Source organism: Commensalibacter communis (assembly GCF_947179015.1).
Lineage (GTDB): Bacteria > Pseudomonadota > Alphaproteobacteria > Acetobacterales > Acetobacteraceae > Commensalibacter > Commensalibacter communis.
On the sequence record NZ_CAMXCM010000003.1, the window covers coordinates 50,330 to 76,609 of the forward strand.

Below are 26,280 nucleotides of genomic sequence, written 5' to 3' on the forward strand. Positions count from 1 at the left end.
ATTAAGTATAAAATATACATAATTTATTGAAATCTAAAATTATACTTACATATCAGTTATTAGCTTTAAATTTTATTCGATATCAAAACGAATATTAAAAATAAAGGTAATGCTAGATGTCAAATAATATCAATCAAGACACCAATTTTAGTAATGTAACCATCACAAATGAGTATCCTTGTTTAATTGGGGGAACATGGACAGCCCAATTAAAGGATGATAAAACGGTGTATGTCAGTTCCGATGGTTCACAAACTATAGAAGGACCTGTAAATTTAATTGGTGCCAATTTGACAATAGCATCTGGTGCAATTGTCAGCTATGCCGTAATTGTTGGAAATTCAAGTAACTCATCACCTAAAATAACGGTTCAAGCTGGCGGTACTATTGAAAATTCTGACATATTTAATGGGGCTATTACCATTGCTGACGGGGGAACGTCTTCTTCCAATAACTACGTGGGCGAAGCAATAACATTTAACTCTGGATCGGCATCTTTAAATGATACATTCTATAATCCAGGGAATGCAGGAACTTCGAGTGGTACATTAAATTTATCGCAGCTCCCTGCAGGAACGTCCACAAGTTTTACAACTTCTAGTAAAAATGGAAGCATTAAAACTGCAGCAAATGTTAAAGTTTTAAATTTTAGCGCTCCTAATCTTACTGCAAATAATGCCAATGCTTCAAAAACGGGAACGTTATCATTTCGTGTTAACCATAGCTCTGAATATGGCTCAGCAAATATTTCGCAAGAGCCACATGCTGACTATAGTAATAATCAATTTACATTAACGAATGATTATCCTTCTTATGTTGGGGGAACTTGGACGGCAAGCCTTGTTGATGGTAAAACAGTTTATTCCAATGGAACATTAAATAATATTGAAGGCCCAATTAATTTAATCAATATTAGAGGGATGACGATTAATAGCGGTGCAGTGGTAGATGGTATTACGATGACTGGCACAACTACTCCTACTATTTATAATAATGGAACAATACAAAATTCTTTCGTGGCGAATGGTTATTTGCAGAATGGTTCTAATACGACGACGGGCATTTCTCGAAATAATACATATATTTCTCAAATAACTTATATTTATAATGGTAGTGTAACTGAAAATGATTATTTCTATGAACCAGGTAGTTCTTATGGGAAATATAATTTAACCAATACGCCTAGTGGTACGCCAGCAACCTTTCATCTGGGCGATGGTAAAGGCAATATATATTTATATCAAGGTGCAAGCTTTCAGGATAGCTATGTTGGAACAGGAAGCGGCGCTATAATTGATGTGTATCAGTATAATGGTGCTGCCGTTTCAAACTATTCAAATAGTGATGTTTGTTTCTTAGGGGGGACATTAATCGATACACCAAACGGTGCAGTTGCTGTTGAAAACTTACAAATTGGCGATAAGGTTGTTTCATACAGTATGGACGGTGTAAAAAATAGTCTTATCACATGGGTCGGTCATAAAAAAGTTAACGTTCGTAAGCAACTATCTGAAGATCAGGCTGGTTATCCAGTTAGGATTTTAAAAGATGCAATTTCGGATGGCGTTCCCTTTAAAGATCTTTTGATTACTGCTGAACATTGCTTATTTTTAAATGATCAGTTTATTCCTGCACGTATGCTAGTCAATAATAGTTCAATTTTTTATGATGTTTCTTTTACTGAATATACTTATTACCATATTGAAACGGAAGATCACTCTGTCATTACGGCTGATGGGATGCAAACGGAAAGTTATTTGGATACTGGTAATAGATCCAGTTTCCAAGACAACAGTAACGTTATTCCTCTTTATCCCAAAGCCAAACAATGGAATATCGATTCAGCATATCCATTGGTTGTTACCCGTGAAATCGTCGAGCCAATTTATCAGCAACTCGTAGGACGTGCAGCATCCCTTGGTTTACAATCTAAATCTATTGAGCTTCCTGTCACGCAAGATGCGGGATTGCATCTTGTGACTAATAATGGTGAAGTTATTCATAAAGCACATGAATCAAAAGGTCGTTTTTCTTTTGTTATTCCCCGGAACACATCAAGTGTTCGATTGGTCTCAAGAACGAGTAAGCCCAGCCACATTATTGGACCATTTGTAGATGATCGTCGTCATTTAGGAGTCTTGGTAGGAAATATAACATTATTAACGAATAGCATAATATATCCTATTGAAGATCATATAGAATATCCACGTTTGCAAGGATGGGATGTGAAAGAGCAGGGGCCACATCGCTGGACAAATGGTAACGCGGTATTAAACCTAGCTAATCATGGCGGTGAAGAATCTTCTGTAATTGTTATTCATGTTCTTGCAGGGGGTCCCTATATTGCCCAAGATCATGAAATGTCAGAAAAGATAGCCATTAACCAGTGAAACCATTGTTAATGTTAATTGTTCTAAAGAAATAATAAAATACGAATAATTAATATTCATCTATCCAAGTCAATCATTATCATTTTTGAAATAATAAATTAAAAATTTTAGATGGTTAATTATAAAAATATACGTATACTGATAACACTTCTTATTATTCAAACTGAGGTTAAGAATGGGTGGTGGTTTATTGTTAAACGATTTTTTTATGGTTCCGACCACAATTCCAAGAGTTGCGTTAATTACGGGTGCAACTATTCGTCTAGGTCGCGAGATTGCTTTAACACTAGCCAAAGTTGGCTTTGATATCGCGGTTCATGCACGTACTCGTACGCCTCAGGCTGATCAAGTTCTAACAGAAATCAGAGCCTTGGGGCGTTCTGCTGTTTTATTGACCGCAGAGCTGTCCAATCCTGAAGAAGTGACCTCATTAGTAGAACAAGCAACTCAACAGTTAGGGCGTATTGGCGTATTGGTTAATAATGCCAGCGTTTTTGACCGCGATGAGTGGGACAGTGTAACGCTTGAGACATGGCAACAACACCAAAATCCCAATCTGTGGGCGCCTTTTCAACTTATTCAAGATTTCGCCAAAGCGCTGCCAACGGGTGCCGAAGGGTGTGTGATTAATATGTTGGATCAACGTGTTTGGTCTTTAACGCCTCATTTTGTAAGTTATACGGTTTCCAAAGCAGCATTATGGACATTGACGCAAACCATGGCCTTGGCGTTGGCGCCAAAATCGATACGCGTGAATGCAATTGGCCCTGGTCCAGCCATGGCGCATAAACGTCAAAGCGATGAGCAATTCGATCGTCAATGTAAATCGACACCTTTGGGACAAGGAACGACTTCACAAGAAGTCGCAAGAGCGGTATTAGGGTTACTTTGTTTACCATCTGTTACTGGGCAAATGTTGGCATTGGATGGTGGACAGCATTTACAATGGTCCCCTGCAGTGGGGACATATAATGATGAGTAATAGAATTTAAAAATGAGCTTTTTCCCTGCATGGTCAAATAGACCACCCTTAAGACGTATTTTTATTAAGAATTTGATTTTACAAGCCCGAATTGGCGTTTATGATTTCGAACAAGAAACAACCCAACGGTTGCAAATAAATATTTCTGTGGGGGTTATCGAGGATAAAGGAATTGGTATCGATGATCTCGCTCGGACAGTATCTTATGAAGATATTACCAATCAAGTTAAGACAATTGTTAGCCATACCCATTTTCATTTAGTTGAGACTTTGGCAGAAACAATTATTGAAACGATTTTAGAAGATAAACGTATCCATGTGGCGCGTGTCACGCTTGAAAAGCTGGATATCATTCCTGAGGCTCAAGGGGTTGGAGTGGAAATTGAGCGTTGGAATAAAAAAATAGTTTTTTCATGACTATAATTAACTGGAAATTAATCGTCCTTTGTGATGAAATGTGCCGAAAATTTTCATTTATTTTCAAGTAAATAGTCTTCTTTATAATTTCCGTATTAAAATATAGTTTTACTAGCTTAAGTAAATACTCATAGAATAATATATCCTACGAATTTTTAAGAAACATATCTATATTAATCATATATACATTTTTTGATATATAAATACAATACGTTATTATTGCATTTATTATTGTAAGTTTTGACTGTCATATTCTAAACAATTCATTAATATCATTTATTTATTTTTGAACGACTAATTGCCGTGCAACATATTATCAAATAACAATCTTTTTCTTTTCAATATAAAATAATATATATTTGAGAACGCGTAGATTCTCAAATATATAATGAACGTTTTTAACAGTAATTTATTGGTGTATATATATATTATTGAAACACCTTACCCTACGAGCAGTATCTATATTTAATTAGTAAGTAAATATTTATTGAAAAAAGATTCTTTATAAATAATATGAATTTTAATTCAAATCAGAATCTAACTATTTTATTGTAAGAATAGTTCTCTTCGTTAATTTACTCTTTAAAATCATATTTTATGTAATACATATATATAAAAAATAAACATCTATTTTAACACATAAACAGAATATAAGAAATGCCCCGCTTACTTATTAATCAGTTATCAGAAAAAAAAATTAACCAACTAAAAAATGGTACACATTCAGATGGAAGAAATCTATACTTAAATATTCGTGGAAATTCTAAAATATGGGTTTTTCGTTTTAAAAGTCCAATTACTGGTAAGATTAGAATGCAAGGATTGGGTCCTTTTCCAATTATATCCTTATCTGAAGCTAGAAATTTGGCAAATAAAAACAAAGAAATGCTAATCAATCGATTAGACCCTTTAGAGGAAAAACGTAATCGCAAGCTAGCCATACAAAAAAGAAATAAATTATTTATTGAGGTAGCTAAAGAATATACTAAAAATCGTTCTAAACAATGGCGTAGTAAAAAAACACAACAAGAAACTGAAAGCTTACTTCGAAATTATATTAATTCTAATTTTGAAGGACGATTAATTTGCTCTATAACATCTAATGAAATTTTGGCCTTGTTAAAACCAATATGGTATAAGCACACGACTACAGCGGTAAAATTACAAGGTTTATTAACGCGTATTTTCCAATATGCAATCGCTTATGGTTGGTATGAAGGTAACAATCCTGCTAAATGGAACGGCTTTCTAGAAAATTTATTACCTAAACCATCGTTAATTACTAAAGTTACCCATTATAAAGCTTATGACTGGAAACAAATTAATAAACTTTATAAACGTTTAAGATCTATTAATACAATTCCTAATCTTGCCATATGTTTTATTTGTTTAACAGCTTGTCGTTCAGCGGAAGCTCGAGAAATGCAAGTAAAAGAAATTAATTTTTCAGATAAACTTTGGACACTACCTGCTTCACGGAGCAAGACAAATAAATGCCATCGTATCCCGTTATCTGATGAAGCTTTAGTTATTATTCAATGTGCTTTGAAACTTAATAATAATGAAGGTGTTTATGTTTTTCAACATAATAAAAAACCGATTTACGATAAAGCTCTTTTATTTGCTGTAAAGAAAGCTGCTAATGATAAAGAAATGACTTTACATGGATTCAGGTCATCGTTTAGAGACTGGGGAAGTGAGGCAACCAATATACAATCAGAAATACTTGAAATGGCTTTGGGTCATTCTATCAGGTCAAAAGTGGAGGCTGCATATAGACGAGGAGATATGTTGGATAAAAGAAGACAACTGATGAATAAGTGGGCAGAATATTGTACTAACTAAAATTACTCTCAAATAGTTTTACTTTTAAGTCATATTTTAGATAATACATATAGATTTACAATATTAAATTATTCATAGAATTCATAAACTTAACAACATTATTCGTAGGATATATTATTCTACGAAAATAATGAATAGTTAAGGTATTGAAATCGTGGTAGATAATAATCAGCTAACAAGTCTAGGTTCAGATACAAATTATAACAATTTTGTGATTAAAAATGATTGGCCTATCATAGGACCAAATATTCGCGCAGGCGACGAAAGTTATTATGCGAGACTCGATCCGACTACCGGTAACACTTATTTTTATGATTCAAGTAATAAATTAGTTACAGATAACAATGGAAATCCAATAACACAACCTGTTAATATAATAGCTAAAAGATTATATGTTGAAGCTGGTGCGACGGTTGAAGGGAATGAAATTATTGCTTTGAATCGTAACCCGGAAATTTATGTTCAGAAGGGTGGAACGTTAGTCGGCAATAATATCTATAATTCGACTGTTGCGCTTGCTGATGGAGCAGTTTCGGAAAGAAATTACAACGTATCGACGAAGTACAATATTGCTGCTGGTGGCGTGTCTATGAATGACAGTTTTGTTGAGCCAGGAGGCACGGTTCGTACTCCTTTTGACAATCCCAACAACACGATTGGTTTAACTGTTTTGGCAGGAGATGGAGGTGCAGACATAAGTATCGCTTCGGGTGGTGTGATGGAAGATGCAAGTTTCCCAAAACTGAATGCTGCTTCAAATCCAAGCGCTTCAGCTGTGAATGTGGGCTTGTATAGTGGCAGTCAGTATAATTTGCCAGCTGGCTATAGCGCTGATCAATTTAAGGGGATGAATGTATCCAATGACAACCCAGTCCTTTGGGGCGGAAGCTGGACAGCTAGGCTGGTTGACGGAAAAACGGTCTATATAAATGGAACGCAGACACTTGATGGACCCGTGAACCTGCTGAATGGTGCAACATTGACTATTGAAAACGGAGCTGTTGTTGAGGGGCTTAATTCTTTCCCTGGTTCAAGAATTATTGTCAACAATGGTGGAACTATTAAAGATTCAAACATTTACAGCAATAATATTACGGTTCAATCTGGTGGGATTTCACAAGATAATACTTATGTATCTAGTCAAATAAGTTTAGCAAATGGCGCAACCTCTGATTCTGATGGGTTTTATAATGTACCTAGGCAAACTGACTTGTCAAATACTTTCACTAATCCAAATTTAAATCAGTACTTATCTTCTAATAGCACTAATTTTAATGCATCAACTCAAGCAGGCTCTTTCAGTAGTGGTGGTATAAATAGTAATTTACTCAATCCTACATTTGACAATCAATCTGGCCCTGGGTTTTGGATTTATCCTTATGGTGGTGAAAATAATTACCCTTGTTTCCTAGCAGGTTCATTGATTAGTACTCCTATGGGTGACGTCAAAATTGAGGCATTGCGTCTCGGGGATGAAATTTATACATTGACCCCGCAGGGTAAAAAATTGCAAGTAATTACTTCTATTGTTTGCGACACATACTACGTCAAAAATATATCTTTTGACGATATTGCTGGCTATCCTGTCTGTATTACTAAAGACGCGATTGCTCCAAGCGTACCTTATAAAGATTTATTCGTTACAGCAGAGCATTGCGTATTCCTTGATGATAAATTCATTCCCGTGCGTATGTTGGTTAATGGACGTTCAATTTATTACGATCGCTCAAAAATGAAATTTATATATTACCATATTGAAACGGGTGAGCATTCTGTTATTATAGTTAATGGTATGTTGACAGAAAGTTTTCTTAATACACAAAATCACACTGTACACGATGGTAATGTGATTAGGATGCGAAAGAAAACATGGGCAGGCGATGCTGCAGCCCCCTTGACAGTCGACCGTGGTAGCGTTGAACCAATTTTTAATAGGTTACTAAATCGTGCAATTAAAAATAATATTCAATGCAAAGATATTAAGAAAAATGTAACGAACGATCATAATGTGCAGCTAATAACTGATAATGGTAAAGTGATTGATAGAATCATGGTGCAGGGACAGGATAAAGTTATATTTATCGTGCCAAGAAATACTTGCAGTGTCAGAATTCGTTCACGTTCTGGCAGATTAAGTGACACTGTTGGTCCATTCATTGATGATCGTCGTCCCCTTGGTGTGTTAGTCAAGAATATAACTATTTTTAATCGTAACAAAATTGATCATATTGAGACGCATTTATTAACCAAAGATCTTGCTGGATGGTATGATTCAGAGGATGCTTCATTAAGATGGACGAATGGTGATGCCTTTTTGCCATTAGATGACTATTGTAAAGAGGACAACTGTATACTGATATTGGAGATTGTTTCTGCTGGACCATACTTTATACAAGAGGAAAGAGGCATACAAATGGCAGTCTAATACAAATAGCATCTAAATTTTATGAAATAATTCTGTTATTTAGATGCTAGTTTCCTGCTCTTGTATTGTCGTTGTATGAACAATACTCTTTGTTTAAATTTTTTGCTTAACCTTCTATAATAATTTTCTTTTTTAAAGGTTAAATATGAAGTTGGTTTCACATCTGAAACAAATGTGAATAAATATCGTTACAAATTAAACGATTAACAGCAAGATTTGATGAGGTCTTGAAAATTGTAAGACCTCATCAAAACGAATTGTTCAGGATCAATTAAGAATCGTCATCTCTGCCATCATCTTTAATAACTTCGATTTCAGATCCAATGGTGTCTACATCGTCTTCTAGATCAGAAGTATCTTCGATTACATCATCGACATCGGTGCCATCTGTATCCAAATCATCCGCATCGATTACAGTATCCAAATCTTTGTCATTTAGCGCATCGTTATCTTCTTCGGGTGGACGACCACGAGGTAACTCGATCGGTTGTTCTGTGCTGCATTTAGGACATACAGGTGGCATTTTGTTAAGGTCGTAAAAACGAGTTCCACATGAACAACATACTCGTTTAATACCCAACTCTAATTTAACCATTGATTTATTCTACCTCTAACCAATAAAATATACATAGGCGACATGCCAGTTTATAGGGTTTATGTCAAACTTTAAAATGACAATTTCAATATTTCTGATAAAAGTTTTATGACCCGTAGTGAATTATTTAGCAATAATTTATTTTAGAAAGTAAAGATATGACCAATTCTTCTGTAATAAAACCGCTTACTGTTTCTTTTTTGCAAACACCATTAAAAGGGAAAATGAATGTTCCAGGCGATAAATCCATCAGTCATCGCGCATTGATGTTTGCAGCCCTCGCAACAGGGGAAAGTCATATCACGGGTCTGTTAGAGGGCGAAGACGTAATGCAAACAGCCGCAGCTATGCAAGCGCTGGGTGCCCAACCCAAGCGAATTGCTGAAGGAGAATGGCATGTTGTTGGTAAAGGTATTGGTCAATTAACTGAACCAGAAAATGTGTTGGATATGGGTAACTCTGGGACTTCAGCGCGGTTGCTCAGCGGCATTTTGGCGAGTCATGGTTTTTTAAGTATTATGACAGGCGATGGCAGCCTGCGTAAAAGACCGATGAAGCGTGTTACGGTTCCGTTGTCAGAAACGGGCGCACAATTTGCAACGCGTGAAGGTGGCAAATTGCCGATGGCTATAACGGGAACCGCGAATGCAAAGCCCGTCACCTATCGTTTGCCTGTTGCTTCTGCACAGGTGAAATCGTCTATTTTGTTGGCAGGGCTGAATGCTCATGGTGTAACCTGTGTCGAGGAACCTGTTGCAACACGCGATCATACAGAAAATATGCTACGTCACTTCGGGGTAGAGGTTCACGTTGAAGACTTGCCGAAAGGTGGCAAAAAAATAAGTCTTAAAGGACCAGTAACCTTACAAGGGAAAGATATTAAGGTTCCAGGAGATCCTTCCTCTGCAACATTCATGTTAGTTGCGGCAGCAATGATTAAAGGATCAGAGGTTTGCATTGAAAATGTAGGATTAAACCCATTGCGCACAGGTGCTTTTGACGTATTAAAATGGATGGGTGCAGATTTACAAATCCTGAATGAACGGGTTGAAGGTGGAGAGCCTGTTGGTGATTTGATGATTAAAGCAGGCGCTTTAAAAGCGGTGGATGTGCCAGCAGCGCATGCGCCTTCTATGATTGATGAATATCCAATTTTATCAATTGCTGCTGCTTATGCAACGGGTGTGACGCGTTTCAGAGGATTGGAAGAATTAAGAGTCAAAGAAAGCGATCGTTTCACCAGTATTGTCGAGATGTTGCGTAGTAATGGTGTGCAAGTCGATGTTGAAGGCGATGATCTTATCATTCATGGCACGGCAGGTAATATTTCTGGTGGTGGAGAAATTGAAACGCATATGGATCATCGTTTGGCGATGAGTGCTTCTATTCTTGGATTGGTTGCTCAAAAGGGCGTAAAAGTTGATGATGTAACTTTTATCCGTACCAGCTTTCCAAATTATTTTCCTTTGATGAATGCGTTGGGGGCAAAGTTCGACCTATGAGTAAAAAACTAGTTATCGCGATTGATGGGTATTCAGGCGTGGGTAAGGGAACCTTGGCGAAAGCATTGGCTGATAAATTGTCTCTGCCTTATTTAGATACTGGGTTATTATATCGTGCTGTTGGCAAAAAAATGCTCGATGCAGGTCTGTCTGTTGACAGTGATGGCGTCGTCCAAATTGCAGAAGAATTAACTGAAAAAGACTGGCTACGCGATGATTTGCGTACGCCGAAAATTGATAAAGTCGCCAGCCAAGTCGCAGCACAACCGAGGGTCAGGGCTGCGTTGCTGGATATGCAACGTCATTTTGCCACGCAACAAGGCGTGGTGATGGATGGTCGAGATATTGGGACGGTAATCTTTCCGAATGCTGATGTGAAATTATTTGTAACGGCTTCAGCCAAAGTTCGTGCGGAACGCCGTTGGTTGCAATATACAACAAACCCGAACGATCCTGCCAAAGCAGAACAGATTAAACAAATTGAACTTGAATTAATGCAACGTGATGAAGCAGATGCCTCGCGTGCAGTTGCGCCATTACGCCCAGCCGAAGATGCGCATATTATCGATACGGATCATTTAAATGCGAGTGAAGTTTTAACGCAGGTATTAGAGATTATCCAGCGTTAAACGATAATTTTTAAAGTAAGTGCAGGAATTAAGATGAAAACAATTGGTTTATTAGGTGGGATGAGTTGGGAATCCACAGGAATGTATTATCAACTTATAAATCAAAAGATCAAAGCAAGACTTGGTGGGCTACATTCTGCTAAAATTACGTTATTTAGCGTTGATTTTGCTGAAATTGAAAGTTTGCAGCGTCAAGGAAAATGGGACGAAGCAGGGATCTATTTAGCAGAAGCAGCACGAAAAATAGAGGCTGGTGGAGCAGATTTTTTGCTGATTTGCACAAATACAATGCATAAAGTAGCCGAACAAATCCAAAATGCTATATCCATTCCTGTTCTTCATATTGTTGATGCTGTTGCTGAAAGTTTGAAGGAAAATAATATTAAAAAAATTGGGTTGTTAGGGACGCAATTTACAATGGAAGATGATTTTTATAAATCCTATTTCTTCAATCACCATCATATTGAAACAATAATTCCATCATTACCACAGCGTGAAAAAATTCATCATATTATCTATAATGAACTTTGTTTAGGACAAATTAACGCTGCATCTAAACAGTATTACTTAGAGACCATACAAGATTTGTACGATCATGGTGCTGAAGCGATTGTTTTGGGATGCACAGAAATTCAATTGTTGATTCAGCAGCAAGATACGGATGTTCCTTTATATGATACAACTTTGTTGCACGCAGAATATGCAGTCGATTATGCATTGAATAAAGTTTAACGATACAAACACTATTTTACGTTATTTTAAATTAGCAATAATACTTTGAATTGAACTCAAATCTTTATGATGTAATTTGTTAAAATAATGCTGATAAACCAAAGTGTTTTATCTTATTTTTTTTTATATTTAATGATAAGAAATGATTGAATTGCTTATGTAATTCCTATATAGTTCGGTTTAATATTTTTAGGAATATTATTTTTAACCATTTGTTTTTTGAGGTTGCTCGAAAAAAAGTCGTATATTTATTTTATATTGATAAAATAAAGGCGCGCAAATATTAAAGTCTATATAAACAAGGGTTTATTTCCTTGTAATGATGACTAGGATTACAGGTAGCACATGGCTGAAGCCACACAAAATCACCAAGACCACTTTGCTGGTGAAGATTTCGCAACCCTTCTTGAAGAAAGCTTAGGTCAAGATATTGGGTTCGAAGGTTCCGTTGTAACAGGAAGAATCGTTCGTTTAACCGATGATTATGCAATTGTCGACGTTGGTTTAAAAAGTGAAGGACGTGTTCCTTTAAAAGAATTCGCACCAGTTGGTGCAAAGCCAGAAATCAAGCCTGGCGATATGGTTGAATTATATATTGAACGTTACGAAGATCGTGACGGTTTAATTCTACTTTCACGTGAAAAAGCGCGTCGTGAAGAAGCTTGGTCTGCTCTTGAAAAAGCATTCGAAAGCAATCAACGTATTAACGGAACAATTTTTGGTCGTGTTAAAGGTGGTTTCACTGTTGATTTAGGTGGCGCAATGGCGTTCTTACCTGGATCTCAAGTTGATATTCGTCCAGTACGCGATATTAACCCTATGATTGGTGTTGCTCAGCCTTTCCAAATCTTGAAAATGGATCGTGCTCGTGGAAATATCGTTGTTTCTCGTCGTGCAGTTCTTGAAGAAACACGTGCAGAACAACGCAGCGAATTGATTCAAGGTCTTGCAGAAGGCATGATCCTTGACGGTGTTGTTAAAAACATTACCGATTACGGTGCATTCGTTGATCTTGGTGGGGTTGATGGTCTGTTGCATGTGACTGACATTGCTTGGAAACGTGTCAACCATCCTTCAGAAGCATTGCAAATCGGTCAACCTGTTCGCGTTCAAGTGATTCGTTTCAACTCTGAAACACATCGTATTTCATTGGGCATGAAACAACTTGAAGCTGATCCTTGGGAAAATGTTGCAAACAAATATCCTTCTGGTTCACGCTTTACAGGTCGCGTTACCAACATCACCGATTACGGTGCATTTGTTGAGCTAGAAGCTGGCGTTGAAGGTCTTGTTCACATTTCTGAAATGTCATGGACAAAGAAAAACGTACATCCTGGTAAAATCGTTTCTACTTCTCAAGAAGTTGACGTGGTCGTATTGGATGTTGACAGCTCAAAACGTCGTATTTCATTGGGCTTGAAACAAGTTCAACCTAATCCTTGGGAACAATTTGCTGAAACGCATAAAGTTGGTTCTGAAATCGAAGGCGAAATCCGTAATATTACAGAATTCGGTTTATTCATTGGCTTATCTGCAGATATCGATGGTATGGTTCACATGTCAGACCTATCTTGGGATGAAGCTGGCGAAGCAGCAATGGCCAATTATAAAAAAGGCGATGTTGTAAAAGCTAAAGTTCTTGATGTTGACGTTGAAAAAGAACGTATTTCATTAGGGATTAAACAACTTCAAGCTGATCCTGCTGCTGATGCACTAGCAAGTGTTACCAAAGGTAGTGTTGTGACTTGCGTTGTTACAGGCATTCAAGCAAATGGTGTTGACGTCAGTGTGAATGATGTTCTTGTTGGTTTTATCCGCCGCACAGAACTTTCTCGTGATAAAGCTGAACAACGTCCAGAACGTTTCTCTGTTGGTGAACGTATCGATGCAAAAATCGTTACTGTTGACAAAGCAGCTCGTCGTTTGACATTGACCATCAAAGGTCGCGAAGTCGAAGAAGACAAGCAAGCAATCTCTGATTACGGTTCTGCAGATAGCGGAGCATCTTTGGGAGATATTCTTGGTGCAGCTATTCGTCGTCGTAATGAAAATGACACGGATGTAGAGTAGTATTTATTTAATAAATAAATAAATTAAAAGCTAAGTGTATAATAGGCACTTAGCTTTTTTTTTAAATAAAATTAATTAAACTGTTAAGTCGATTTAATAGTGAGTAGCTATTGACTATTTTATTTATCGAGATATCTATTTGTTTATTAATAATTGAGCGCGTAACTTATATTGGTTCAATAGCCGTTACATTTTAAAATATCAACTGGGTGATAAAGATTAATCATGGCCGTTATTTACAATACAAACTATACACACAATTCAAATTCTTATTTGACGCTTGCAGTTGCGCGGGCAGCAAAAGAGCTTTGGGGAGATGAAAATGTTGTTGTCGCTGATAATATGAATTTATTATCAATCGCAGCTACGCACGAACATGAGGTTTTAATTTGTATTGATGGTCAGCGTACTGATTTCGAATTAATCAAACGTTTAAGACCTTGTTTCAAAACAATGATATTTTGGGCATTTGAAGACCCATTTATGTTGGATTTTAATGTTCACGTAACGTCTAACTTTGACTATGTATTTACTAATGATCCAAGTTGTATTGATTCATATCAAGTTGAGGCTTATTATTTGCCACTTGCTGGCAGCAAATCAATTCATTATAGAGACATTAAGAACACGCAAGATCTTGATTACGATATTTTCTTTGCCGGAACGATGTGGCCAAATCGTGTAGAGGTTTTACGTCGTTTGTTAATCGCTTTTCCAGAAGCACGTTTTAAATTAATATGTCCAGGTAACGAGTATTTACCTCCTTTGCCCAAAGATTTAATTAAACGTATTATACCAAGACCCGTCAGTATTGAATCTTTTATTGATTTTGCAAATGCGAGCCAAGTAACGTTAACGATGTTCCGCAATTATGCAAGTCATGGTGATGTCGGTCAGGCAACAGCGCCTGGGCCTAGATTATATGAATTAGGTCTGGCAGGAACTGCACAAGTTGTAGAGTTGCCCTCCGAGATGGATGAGAAATACCTAAAGGAATTAAACGGTGTTTCAATTGCACGGAATACAGATGAAGTTATCGAAACGATTGCCAATATTTTAAATGAGAAAGAATTAAGAAAAAAACTGGCGACAGAGACACAAAAAGCCGTTTTAGATAAACATTTATATAAAGATCGTTTAAAAGAAATTGCTAATATTACTCAAGCAGATTTCAAAAAAAAACAACAACAAGAAATATTACTTGAAAAACCTCGTCGCCAAGCAAAGTTACGTGTTTTATTTGTTACTCATTCCACAGTTCATGAGCATGTCTGGGGTGGTATCGAAGTTTATCAACAAATCTTATCAACCAGCTTAGTCAAAGATGTTGAATTTTTTTATTGGTTACGTCGACGTGGTGCCTGTTACTTGACCGATGCGAATGGTAAAGAGATTGAACGTTTTGATATGCCTGATGTTGGCTGGCTAGATTCAATGAATGATGCTGGTGAAGAAACCGCATTTTCAAGTGTTATCAATCAATATGGTTTTGATGTAGTTCATATCCAACATTTAGGTCATCATACTTTATCCTTACCAATTATTGCAAAAGCATGTGGGGTTGGGGTTATTTTCTCTTATCATGACTTTTTGGCAGTCTGTTCTCATTATAATTTATTGAATTACGAACAACGTTATTGCGAGATTGATAAAAAGAATATTGGTGCCTGCGATATTTGTTTGAAAACTTCTGAGAAATTAGAATTTGGTGTACAACAGACCAGACGCGCCTTTGTATCCAAGATTATGAAGAATGTTGATGTTTGCTTGTATGGAACAAAACATTCTTATGAATTGGCCTTGAAGATTTATCCTGTATTAGAAACTAAGAAAAACTATGTTATGGGTATTCCTTCACCTGATACAACCATCCCGTTAAAACAGAAGAAATATGAACCTTTAAATGGTCGAAAGCTTAAAGTAGCGACTGTTGGGAATTTTATCCGCTCAAAGGGTGCTGATACAATTTTGTCAATCTTACAATCAGCTAATCCTGATCTTTATGAGTTTCATATATTTGGTTATATGCAACCAGATTATGAAAATGTTCTTAGAGAAATGAAGAAGGACAATGTGATACTACATGGATCCTATGGGCTGGGTGAGGTTGCAGCACTACAAGTTGCGGATGTAGCAATGACCTTGTCTATATGGCCTGAAACTTATTGTATTTCTCTATCTGAGGCATGGCAAAACGGATTAATTCCGATTGTTACCGATGTTGGTGCATTGGGGGATCGTGTAAAAGACGGAGTTAATGGGTTTAAGGTTGAGATTGGTGCGGTGAATACTGTGATCGATCGTCTTGAGCTTATCCGATCGGACGAGATGCTACGCAAACAAATAATGGATAATATTACCCCAGAATTGTGGGTAACAGCCGCTGATTATGCAAAAGAATTATTAAAGGTTTATGAGGATGTTGTTCCTTATGACAAGCTAGGGATCAGCAATTTAAAATGGGATATTGGTCGCCTACATTATTTGCCGCATGCATCATGGAAAGACCAAGCGCCACCTCGTCATATTTTTGATCCACCAACAGGCAATGATTTGCATGTTGAATTGCCACAAATTGTTGATGATTGGGCTGTTGTCCAAGGGGCCAATTATTATTTAGACGATATTTGTTATCACATACTCAATATTGACGATAATAAAAAGTTTAAGCCTGCACATGAGTTCCATATCCGTGGTTGGTTTATTTCTCCTGGATTATCAAATGCGGGGTCTTTATATACAGTTTTGATTCACGCAGATAGCGATTTGACGATTTTCTTAGAATGTCAACGTGAAAATCGTGCGGATGTTGCGGAAAGTTTCACAAATGCACCTATTCGTAACGGTTTTTCTGGGCAAGCTGCTTTAAGAGGGAAATGGTGTGAAGGTCGTTTTAGAATTGGTTTAATTAATATTGTTAACGGTTCTGCAGCGTTTCAGCTGACAACAAATGAGATAGAAGTAGAAGAGGGACAAGTTAAAAAAATTGATACTATTTCTCATAGTAATCAAGTCATTTTAGATGATTTCAATCGTATTATTGAAAAAGATGGTTTAATTCGTGGAATCAAGCTTGATACATTCATTGAGAAAAATATTCTTGCTCAACGCTTTGGCGAGTTGGAATATTGTATCGAACATTTCACCGGATTTATCCAAGATAGTGAAGGCGAAAATGCTGTTGAAACATCAGATAAAAGCATTTTAAAAATTGCTGGATGGGCCTTTAATCGTACTAATTTGATGGCTGGTCGGATGTATATCGCATTTATAAACGATCAATCAGAAGATTGCTTTATTGTAGGTACATCAAGATTTATGCGTCATGAGACCTCTGATATTTTTCAATCAGCACCTTTGAATAATGGTTTTGTGGCTGATATTCGTTTAAATCAAGGATGTTTTAAACAGTTTAATGGGCATTATCATGTGTATTTGGTCAATATTGTGCATAATGAATATCAAATTGCCAATACAAATATTCTTGTTAACATTGTGAATAATGTTGTTGAGGATGTCGCAGACAGTGTTTTGACTGAGGGTATTATGAATAAAAACGTTCAAATAATTAATAAAAAATTTAAATAGTTTATTGATTTTTTCTGAATAGAATAGGTATTGATCTGGTTTATTATTTAATAAACCAGATTGTTTTTATAGTATGGTTTATTGATATTATGGTAAAAAAAGATATATTAACTCCGAAATGGGAAAAGTTTGACAATGAATGGTATCGTCAGCGCTATTCTTCTATTCTCCCGATAATTGAGGATATTTATGCTGGAGATGTTTACTTATATTATCAAGAAAAAGGCAGAAAGATTGGGCATTCACCTAATTCATATTTTGACGAAAAATGGTATTTAAAAACATATCCTATTGTTGCTGAAGCCGTTCAATCAAATCAATTTCTGTCTGGTTTTGATCATTATTGTCGTGAAGGATATAAAGATCATTCGCCTCATTGGTTATTTACAGAAGATTACTATCAAAAACAATATAATGAATTGACCAATCATTTTGCTGCTTATAAAAATGGTTACGATCATTATTTAAATGAAGGCGATTTAAATCTATTTTCAGGGAGCATCTTTTTTAATCCTTTGCTTTATGCCTTGCAGCAAGATAACCAAGAGCTTATTTCTGTAGCAGGTGGATCTTATCAGCATTTCTTAAGAAACCTGACTTCCAATATTGGTAAAACAAGACTATCTTGGTTTTTCGATGAAGAATGGTATGTAAACACTTATCCAGATGTTCAAAATTCAATTAAACGTCATGAATATTCGTGCGGATTGCATCATTATTTGTCAAACCCAACGCCTTTAGAATTTTCCCCTTCAGCTGATTTTTCTGAATCATTTTATCGTCAACATTATAATGATGTGGCTTCTTCTGTTGGTGTTGGTCATCCCTTAAGAAATGGATATATGCACTTCATTTTTCATGGTTATAAAGAGGGACGTAGACCAAATGAAAACTTTGAGTTAGATCAATTAGCATTACAAGGTGATGTCATCAAAGCGATATCTTCTCATATGTTCCATAATGCTTTTGAATATTGGGTTGCAAAACAAGATCAGGTATTGTTTGATCAATATTGCAATGAATTTAAGTCCAAGGTTCAGACTGAAGACCTCACCGCGGCTCAATTGCCCCTATCAAATGAAACAAATGTTGTTCATGAAACTGCTTCTCAGGTTGTATCAAAATCTGTTGAAGACAGTGATGCAACTGATGAGGTGATACATTCATTAGGCACGGATCCCATTCCAACTATAGCAAAAGATCCGATAATTGATGAAGATGAAGATTTTCCAGTTTTGACGGTAGATGAAGATAAATCTTTATTGACGATTGAACCTCAGAAAGAAAAAATTAAATTTACAGAATATTCAAAGGTATCAGATGCTGTAAACGAAGATGAGGACAGTAATGTATTATCTGAGATGGATCCCAAGAAAGATCCTCAACCTAGTCCTGTTCCAAGTCCCAATAAAGCTTTTTGGAAAGATTTCGATGAAGAATGGTATGTTCGCAAATATAGTGACGTAACTTCGGAAATCAAAGCCTTGGATCTTGATAGTGTTGAAGAATATTATCATTCATTTGGTTGTCATAAGGGGCATTCCCCCAATCCTTATTTTGATGAGCAATGGTATTTAAAAACTTACCCCGAAGTGAAAAGCCAGATTGAGCAACATCAGTATGTTTCTGGTTTCGAACATTACTGTCATCAAGGATACCAAAAATATTCACCGCATTGGTTATTTTCAGAGGCTTATTACCGCCAGAAATTAACACATTTAACGGATGAAAACCTAGCAAGAAATGGTTTTGTAAATGGATACGATCATTATTTGCGCGCAGGCGATAGGGAAGGGATCAGTGGTAGTGTATTTTTTGCCCCTGAATTTTTTATAGGTCATTATAACTCTCCTATACAATCTGGATTGGGTGCTTATTCGCATTATTTAAAACATATTGACACGATAAGCAACTTGACCAGAACGTCATGGTATTTTGATCCAGCCTGGTATTTGCAACAATATCCTGATGTGCAGACATTAATTGACAATGGTGAGTTTATTAATCCATTACATCATTATTTAACCAATGACGATCCAAAAAATTATTCTCCTCTGCTGTGGTTTAATGAGCAGTTTTACAATAGTGAGTACGCTGACTTATTTGAACAATTAGAGCCAGAGCAAAACTATAGAAATGGTTATGCTCATTTTATTGATAAAGGAATTGGCTTATTATTACAGCCGTCTTTACCGATCAACCTAGATATATATTCCTTTAAAACAGAGGTTAAACGAGATATAAATAATGGTTTATATCCAAATGCTTATGTACATTGGCTAGCAAATCATGCAGATATTCATGATGTAGCAGACTTAAAAGAGGACGAAACTGAATACTATACGCATATCAGTGATATTCTAGCAGATGAAAATGCTTATCAAGGTGCAGTATGGGCACAGTTTGATGAGGAATGGTACTTAATGACTTACTCAGATGTTCCTCAAAAAATGGAGATCTGTGGTATTGAGAGCGTTAAAGAATATTACGAACAAATTGGTGTTTTTTTAGGTCATTCTCCTAATCCATATTTTGACGAGCAATGGTATCTTTTTGAGTATGAATTCGTAAAGAAAGACATCAAGAGAGGAAAGTTTAAAACAGGTTTTGATCATTATTGTCGTATAGGCCACAAAAAATGCCAACCACATTGGCTGTTCTCTTCTGAACATTACTTATATCATAATCCGAATTTTACATATGAAATTAATGCGTCATCCGAATATGTGAATGCTTATGATCATTACTTAAAAAAGGGAGATGCGTTACGTAAAACGGGATCGCTCTTTTTTGATCCGTTGGTTTATGAACGTCATTGTTATGAAGCTGGTAATGTAGAAAAGACCTATTTTCCGTTTCGTAATTACTTGTTAAATATGGGCAAAACCGATCTTAGAGCAACGGTTTCACTATATTTTGATTCAAGATGGTATTTAGATAGATATCCTGAAGTTTTACATGAAATAAAGGCGGGTAAATATACAAGCGCTTTACAACATTATTTTATGAACCCAACGCCAACTTCATATGAGCCTTTGCCTTGGTTTTCTGAAAAATTTTATGTGGAAGAATATCCAGATTTAGCGGGCGTTATTTCAACTGATAGAAATAGTAAATTTCGAAATGGTTATGAACATTTTCTGTTACATGGTTCATTGGAATGCAGAAATCCTCATCCAGATGTGAATTTGAAAAAATATTATCTGTCAGGTTCTGTCCGTGATGATATTGAAAATGGGTTTTACAGAGATGCGTTTGGACATTGGGTCTTTGATAAGCGTCTGGAAGCATGGATTGATCATCTTCCAGAAGATTCTCATTATCGGTTAAGTGATAAAACGATTCAGTCTAGAGAATATTTTCAGAAGAAAGCGCATTTTATGTTGCCCACGGTGGCTCATCAAAAATTGGATTTTTCTTACGAAGGAAAGCCAGATATTAGTGTCATTATGTTGGTTAAAAATCAGCTTGCAGTGACATTGACTGCACTGGCTTCGTTGCGTGCGAATTTCAAAGGAAAAATTCAGCTGCTTATTGGGGATAATCATTCAACTGACGATACAATTTTTATACAAAATTGCTTGATTGGTGCTCATTTAACCAGATTTGCTTATAATTTTGGTTATGGTAGAGCTTGTAATTACTTAATTGAGCAAGTCAAAGCGCCGATTACAGTGTTCTTGAATAATGATATTTACTTATATCCTGGTGCTATCGATATTTTATGTAAGCATCTAGTATCAAAAACAGATATAGCCGCGGTAGGCGGAAAAATTATTCATCCCGATGGTCATTTGCAAGAAGCTGGCTCTATTATTTGGCGAGACGGGACGACGATTGGATATTTGCGGGGGGATGACCCTTTAATTCCAGAGGCAAATTTTGTGCGTGATGTCGATTATTGTTCCACAGCAATGATGGCGATTAAAACATCTATTTTATTGCAATTGGAAGGGTTTTCATCGATTTATTATCCAGCATATTTCGAAGATACCGATCTATGTGTCCGGATTATTAAAGCGGGATACCGTGTTGTTTATCATCCTGATGCTGTGGTGGAACATATGGAATATGCTTCGAGTGATCCTATTGTTTCGAGTGGATTGACGCGTCGTAACCATCAGAAGTTTGTGAAGGCTCATGCAGATTTTTTACGTTTCCAACATCCAAGACACTCTGATAATGTTGTCATAGCTCGAGAACGAACAGAGAAGAATAAACGTATTTTGTTTATAGAGGATAGAGTTCCCTTACGTAATTTAGGATCAGGATATGTGCGTTCGAATGATATTGTTCGCCAAATGGCAAAATTGGGCTATAGCGTAACTGTTTACCCGATTAATGATCAATATCCTCATCTGTTTCAAATTTACTCTGATTTACCTGAAACAGTAGAGGTTCTCTATAACAGGACTATTCATGAACTATCTGAATTCTTTTTCAAACGTGCGGGATATTATGATGTGATTTGGATTGGGCGTACTCATAATTTACAACGCATTTTACCGATGATGGGCGAAGCTAATCGCTATATTCCTCAGGATTGTTTAATATTAGATACAGAAGTTATCGCAACACCAAGAACATTGCTACGCCAAGATATCTTAGGTCTTAAAAAAGATGAAGAAGACACTTTAGAAATTGGCCTTGAGCGCGAGCTTTCCTGTGCAAGACATTGTCAAACGATGGTCACTGTGAATGAAATTGATGCCAATTATGCAAAAGCAACAGGGTTTGATCAAGTATCAATCTTAGGGCATATGCTGGACGTTCGTCCCACCCCAAAAACGTGGGAAGAACGAACAGGATTATTGTTTGTGGGGGCATTGCATGATTCTTTATCACCGAATTTCGATAGTTTAGAATGGTTCTTAAGCGAAGTTTTTCCAATCGTTGTAAAAAAAATGGATCAAGAATTTACATTTACGATTGCTGGATATGTTCACCCATCTGTCGATATGTCAGTGTTTGCAAAATATCCTCAGGTTAAATTATTAGGTGCTGTAGATGATTTAACCTATTTGTATAATGATAATCGTGTATGTATCGCACCAACGCGTTTTGCAGGAGGTATTCCTTATAAGCTACATGAGGCAGCGTCTTTTGGTATACCGATTGTGGCTACTGAACTATTGGTTCGTCAATTGGGTTGGACAGATGACAAGGATATCTTTGCAGCATCAATTTATAATCCGGAATTTTTTGCGTCTCAAATTGTAAGGCTTTATCAAGAGGAAAAACTATGGAATAAACTGCGTAATAACGCATTGTCACGCATTGATAAAGAATGTAATGAACAACAATTTAGAGATAATCTTCAACAAATCTTAACACAAGTAACTTCTCATAAATAGGGAATGGGCAAAATGGCAGTAAGAACAACTAAAAAGAAAGCTCCAGCAAAAGTATCGAATGCTACTGAAGCGACTAAAACAAAAACGACTGAAAAGATCACCAATACTGATGTAACACCTAAAGATGTTGCTGTGACTAAGGTTATAAGTGAAAAAATGAGTGGCAAAGTATTGGTTTGCAGCGGTGGAAGATATGAATCCCAAGCAAATGCTCAAATCCGTGAAGCCATCATGTCAGGTTGGGAAAGTGTTTTTGGCGAAGGGAATGTAATTTCCACTAATATTGCGGGTGCTTCTGCGGCAATTGATTATATTAAACCGAGAATTGTATTCTCTATTGGCTCTTATTTGCCAGAAAGCACCTATTTTGGTGAAGTGTGCCAAAAGGCTAAAGCTGTTGGGGCAACTACCATTTTTTGGGCAACAGAAGATCCTTATGAACAAGATGCTAATTACCGTGTTGTTGATGATTTCGATGTAATTTTTTCATGCGATCGTTGGGGAACCAATTTTTACGAACATCCACACGTGCATTTTTTGCCATTAGCAGCATGTGAAAAATTACATTATCGACCTCTTGATGAAACCCTCGAAAAGAATATTGATGTCATGTTCTGTGGTGTTGCATTTGGTAGTCGTAAAGATGTTATGCGTAGTATTAAACCTGCCTTGGCTGACTTGAATATTAAAATTGTTGGCCCGGGTTGGGGAGAATTCGGAATTGGATTTTCAGATGCGCGTATTGAAAAAGACCAATTAATTGAATTATATCAGCGTTCTAAAATTGTTTTAAATTTAGGTCGTAGTCTGCATTTTGAGAATAAACGGTTTATTATTATGCCTTCTAATCCTGGTCCTAGAACGTTCGAAGCTGCTGCCGCTGGTGCGATGCAGCTATTTCACGAAGATAATTATGCAATTCATGATTTCTATGAACGTGATGAATTACCTGTTTTCTCAACTTGTTACGATTTTCAACAAATATTGGATAAATATTTAAATAATCCAGAATTAATTATTGAAACTGCTAAAAAAGCACAAGCAAGAACCTTAAAAGACCATACTTATTCAAAGCGTATCGAAACAGTATTGTCTTTTGTAAAGCAAGATGGATTTTTAGATTAAATTCTTGATCATTTGGTATAAAAAGAGAGCATGCTGTATATAGAGCATGCTTTTTTTTATTTGTGGAATATTATTTGCTATAGTCGTTATATATAAAAATATTAATTCAGAATGGTGATTTTATAAAATGATAATTGAAAGAGTAACAATAACAAAAGTTGATATTTTACAATCTATTGCTCGGAAATGTTTTTTCGATACATTTTACGAAGTTAATAGCAAGGAGGATATGGATGATTATTTGGAAAATAAATTATCAATAAAGCAATTAAGTTCTGAGTTGAACAACCCTCTTTCACATTTTTATATAGCTAAAATAAACGAGCATTATGTTGGATATATTAAACTAAATTTTGGTATGGCTCAGAATGAGTTTGAGAACGATAACGCAATGGAAATAGAAAGATTGTACATTCTACAACAACATCATGGAAAAAAAATAGGACAAGCATTATTTTCGCATGCTATGTCGATTGCGGATCAAAAGAGAGTTGATTATGTTTGGCTAGGTGTTTGGGAGCATAATCAAAAAGCGATCTCTTTTTATCAAAAAAATGGTTTTGTTGCTTTCAGTCAACATGAGTTTATACTGGGGCAAGATAAACAAATCGATATATTAATGAAAAAGAAACTGTAAATATTGAAGTCAAAATGGATGAATCGTATAAGTCTTCTCTGAACTATGAATTTTTAATAGCATGCACGCAACGATTGCAAAATCTGTTAAGTGAACATGGAAAAGATGATGTTTCTCTGAGAGCGCTATATGAAATACTAGAACCATTATTCAAAAAAATTTATCAAAAACAATTACAAGATGGAATGGATGAATCTTTCATTAATGGGATCATAAGTTGCGCTGGGTATCAAATCAGCGATTCAGGTCTGGATATTTATTATCCTGATCTAAAAATACTTTATTCTGATTTTTACTGGGAAGTTCAAGGAATAGGCAATCATCCTGAGAGAAAAGCTGGGCAATATTCTAGGAATAGTGTGAAAGAAGAAAAATATAGAAAAGGATAGTTCTTGATGAATAAAACTATTTATTTTTATATAGATTTCTTATTATTCCTAGATCATGTGTTTGTATTAACTTATTATGATTTCCCAACAAAATAAGATAATTTACCAGGATCAATAGAGATAGAATGTAATGCATTACGCCATTTTTTTGTATAATGAGGGTTGAACAGCATTTCTTCATTACACGGGGCAATATGCCAAATACTATTTCTTAATTCATCCTCTAATTGCCCAGGTGCCCAGCTGGCATGTCCTAATGCTAATAAAGAATATTTAGGACCTTTCCCAACCGAAAGATCTCTTAAGACGTCAAGGCTGGCATTTAACAAAACTTGATCTGTAACAGCAATACATCCGTTTGTTTCCCAGTCAGTAGAGTGTAAGACTAAGCCATGAGCATTTTCAACGGGACCTCCAGCACTAACAGAAAATATCGCTTCTTGTGGAATAGGGGCTATGCCAAGTTGCTGTAATAGTTCCTCAGGTGTAGGTTTGGTCAGATGACGGTTGACAATAATTCCCATCGCTCCTTCTTGAGGAGAATAGGCACAAAGAAAAATAACCGTTTGTGCAAAAGGTGGTGCGGTAATAAATGGGCTGGCGATTAAAATTTGACCAGCAAGACCGCTGGAAAGATCAGAAAAATTCAAGACTATTTTACCTTGTTTATATAAGGAAACAAAATACGATATTATAAAATCATTTTATGGGAACAATGAAGTTTTTTAAAGAGTATAATGTAAAGATGTGTTCAAATTATCATTTTTTAAGTGGCGAATTATTTATATTATTTTATAATTTACTATAAATATTGTTATAACAAGGAAAAAATAATGGCAGAACAAAAAATTGCTTTGGTAACAGGTGCTTCTGCTGGGTTCGGAAGGGAAATCACGTGTCGGCTGGTTCGTGATGGATATAAAGTTATTGCAACAGCACGTCGTAAAGAAAAACTGGAACAATTAGCTCAAGAGTTATTTGGGAATATTTATCCTGTTGTGATGGACATGGCTGATACCAAAGAAATTGAAAGAGTCATCCAAACATTACCTACTGAATGGCAAGATATTGATGTGTTGGTGAATAATGCAGGGCTAGCTTTGGGAATTGACCCTATTCCTAATATCTCTTTGCCAGATTGGGATCAAATGATTCAAACAAATGTGATTGGGCTTATTCATTTGACACAGCTTATAATCAGTGGGATGCTGAAAAGAAAGAAAGGGCATATTCTTTCCCTTGGTAGTATCGCAGGGACATATCCTTATCCAGGGGGGAATGTTTATGGTGCAACAAAAGCATTTGTAACGCAATTTATGCTGAATTTAAAAACAGACTTATTGGGCACTCCAATCCGAGTGACAAATATAGAGCCTGGCCTTTGTGGTGGCACTGAATTTAGTGAAGTTAGGTTGCAAGATTCTCAAAAAGCAAAAGAAGTCTATAAAGGAACAAACCCGTTGACCGCAGAGGATATTGCTGAAACGATAAGTTGGATCATTGGATTGCCGCCCCACGTCAATATTAATCGGATTGAGATGATGCCTGTGTGTCAGGCACCTGCAGGCGTTGCTGTAGCAAGAGAAATTAAATAATATAT

The 26,280-nt window shown here is 36.1% G+C and carries 17 protein-coding genes; 15 read left to right on the top strand and 2 right to left on the bottom strand.

From position 1 onward, the window contains the following. The first annotated feature begins 116 nt into the window (after positions 1-116). From PQG54_RS06970 to PQG54_RS06990, 5 genes are all read left to right on the top strand, one after another. Complete coding sequence (locus PQG54_RS06970) at positions 117-2,390, top strand: Hint domain-containing protein (protein ID WP_271790228.1); 2,274 nt, start codon at positions 117-119, stop codon at positions 2,388-2,390. Positions 2,391-2,565: 175 nt separating this feature from the next. Then, positions 2,566-3,372, top strand: coding sequence for an SDR family oxidoreductase (locus PQG54_RS06975; protein ID WP_271790227.1), 807 nt, complete (start codon positions 2,566-2,568; stop codon positions 3,370-3,372). A 12-nt stretch (positions 3,373-3,384) separates the two neighbouring features. Next, a complete protein-coding gene (folB, locus tag PQG54_RS06980; RefSeq protein ID WP_271790226.1) occupies positions 3,385-3,789 on the top strand; it encodes a dihydroneopterin aldolase in 405 nt (134 codons plus the stop codon). Between the two features lie 657 nt (positions 3,790-4,446). Next, positions 4,447-5,634 carry a tyrosine-type recombinase/integrase gene (locus tag PQG54_RS06985; RefSeq protein WP_271790225.1) on the top strand — a complete coding sequence of 396 codons (1,188 nt, stop codon included), beginning with the start codon at positions 4,447-4,449 and terminating at the stop codon, positions 5,632-5,634. A gap of 436 nt (positions 5,635-6,070) precedes the next feature. Beyond that, positions 6,071-8,059 (top strand): Hint domain-containing protein, encoded by a 1,989-nt coding sequence (locus PQG54_RS06990; RefSeq protein WP_271807711.1) that lies wholly within the window; start codon positions 6,071-6,073, stop codon positions 8,057-8,059. Between the two features lie 271 nt (positions 8,060-8,330). On the opposite strand, the gene PQG54_RS06995 is transcribed toward PQG54_RS06990, so the two are convergent. Beyond that, positions 8,331-8,654 carry an FYDLN acid domain-containing protein gene (locus tag PQG54_RS06995; RefSeq protein WP_271790223.1) on the bottom strand — a complete coding sequence of 108 codons (324 nt, stop codon included), beginning with the start codon at positions 8,652-8,654 and terminating at the stop codon, positions 8,331-8,333. 158 nt (positions 8,655-8,812) lie between these two features. Between PQG54_RS06995 and aroA the strand changes: the two genes are divergently transcribed. The 9 genes from aroA (at position 8,813) to PQG54_RS07040 (ending at position 24,680) form a co-directional block, all read left to right on the top strand. After that, a complete protein-coding gene (gene aroA, locus PQG54_RS07000; RefSeq protein WP_271790222.1) occupies positions 8,813-10,156 on the top strand; it encodes a 3-phosphoshikimate 1-carboxyvinyltransferase in 1,344 nt (447 codons plus the stop codon). Continuing rightward, entirely contained in the window at positions 10,153-10,785 is a 633-nt protein-coding gene (gene cmk, locus PQG54_RS07005) for a (d)CMP kinase (protein ID WP_271790221.1), read from the top strand. Before aroA ends, cmk begins: the two co-directional genes overlap by 4 nt. A 33-nt stretch (positions 10,786-10,818) precedes the next feature. Then, complete coding sequence (locus tag PQG54_RS07010; protein WP_271790220.1) at positions 10,819-11,517, top strand: aspartate/glutamate racemase family protein; 699 nt, start codon at positions 10,819-10,821, stop codon at positions 11,515-11,517. Between the two features lie 345 nt (positions 11,518-11,862). After that, on the top strand, positions 11,863-13,587 hold the full coding sequence (rpsA, locus tag PQG54_RS07015; RefSeq protein ID WP_271790219.1) for a 30S ribosomal protein S1: 1,725 nt from the start codon (positions 11,863-11,865) through the stop codon (positions 13,585-13,587). A 225-nt stretch (positions 13,588-13,812) separates the two neighbouring features. After that, a complete protein-coding gene (locus PQG54_RS07020; protein WP_271790218.1) occupies positions 13,813-17,175 on the top strand; it encodes a glycosyltransferase in 3,363 nt (1,120 codons plus the stop codon). Positions 17,176-17,264: 89 nt separating this feature from the next. Then, entirely contained in the window at positions 17,265-22,529 is a 5,265-nt protein-coding gene (locus PQG54_RS07025; RefSeq protein WP_271790217.1) for a glycosyltransferase, read from the top strand. Positions 22,530-22,532: 3 nt separating this feature from the next. Then, the gene (locus PQG54_RS07030; RefSeq protein WP_271790216.1) at positions 22,533-23,654 is read left to right on the top strand and encodes a CgeB family protein; all 1,122 of its coding nucleotides are present in this window, start codon (positions 22,533-22,535) and stop codon (positions 23,652-23,654) included. Between the two features lie 127 nt (positions 23,655-23,781). Further along, positions 23,782-24,291, top strand: a complete 510-nt coding sequence (locus PQG54_RS07035) for a GNAT family N-acetyltransferase (RefSeq protein ID WP_271790215.1) — start codon at positions 23,782-23,784, stop codon at positions 24,289-24,291. 14 nt (positions 24,292-24,305) lie between these two features. After that, positions 24,306-24,680, top strand: coding sequence for a hypothetical protein (locus tag PQG54_RS07040; RefSeq protein ID WP_271790214.1), 375 nt, complete (start codon positions 24,306-24,308; stop codon positions 24,678-24,680). A 74-nt stretch (positions 24,681-24,754) separates the two neighbouring features. Here the strand turns inward: PQG54_RS07040 and PQG54_RS07045 are convergent, their stop codons facing one another. Further along, positions 24,755-25,330, bottom strand: a complete 576-nt coding sequence (locus tag PQG54_RS07045; RefSeq protein WP_271790213.1) for a YqgE/AlgH family protein — start codon at positions 25,328-25,330, stop codon at positions 24,755-24,757. A 183-nt stretch (positions 25,331-25,513) separates the two neighbouring features. Between PQG54_RS07045 and PQG54_RS07050 the strand changes: the two genes are divergently transcribed. Further along, a complete protein-coding gene (locus PQG54_RS07050) occupies positions 25,514-26,275 on the top strand; it encodes an SDR family NAD(P)-dependent oxidoreductase (RefSeq protein ID WP_271790212.1) in 762 nt (253 codons plus the stop codon). The last annotated feature ends 5 nt before the right edge of the window (positions 26,276-26,280 follow it).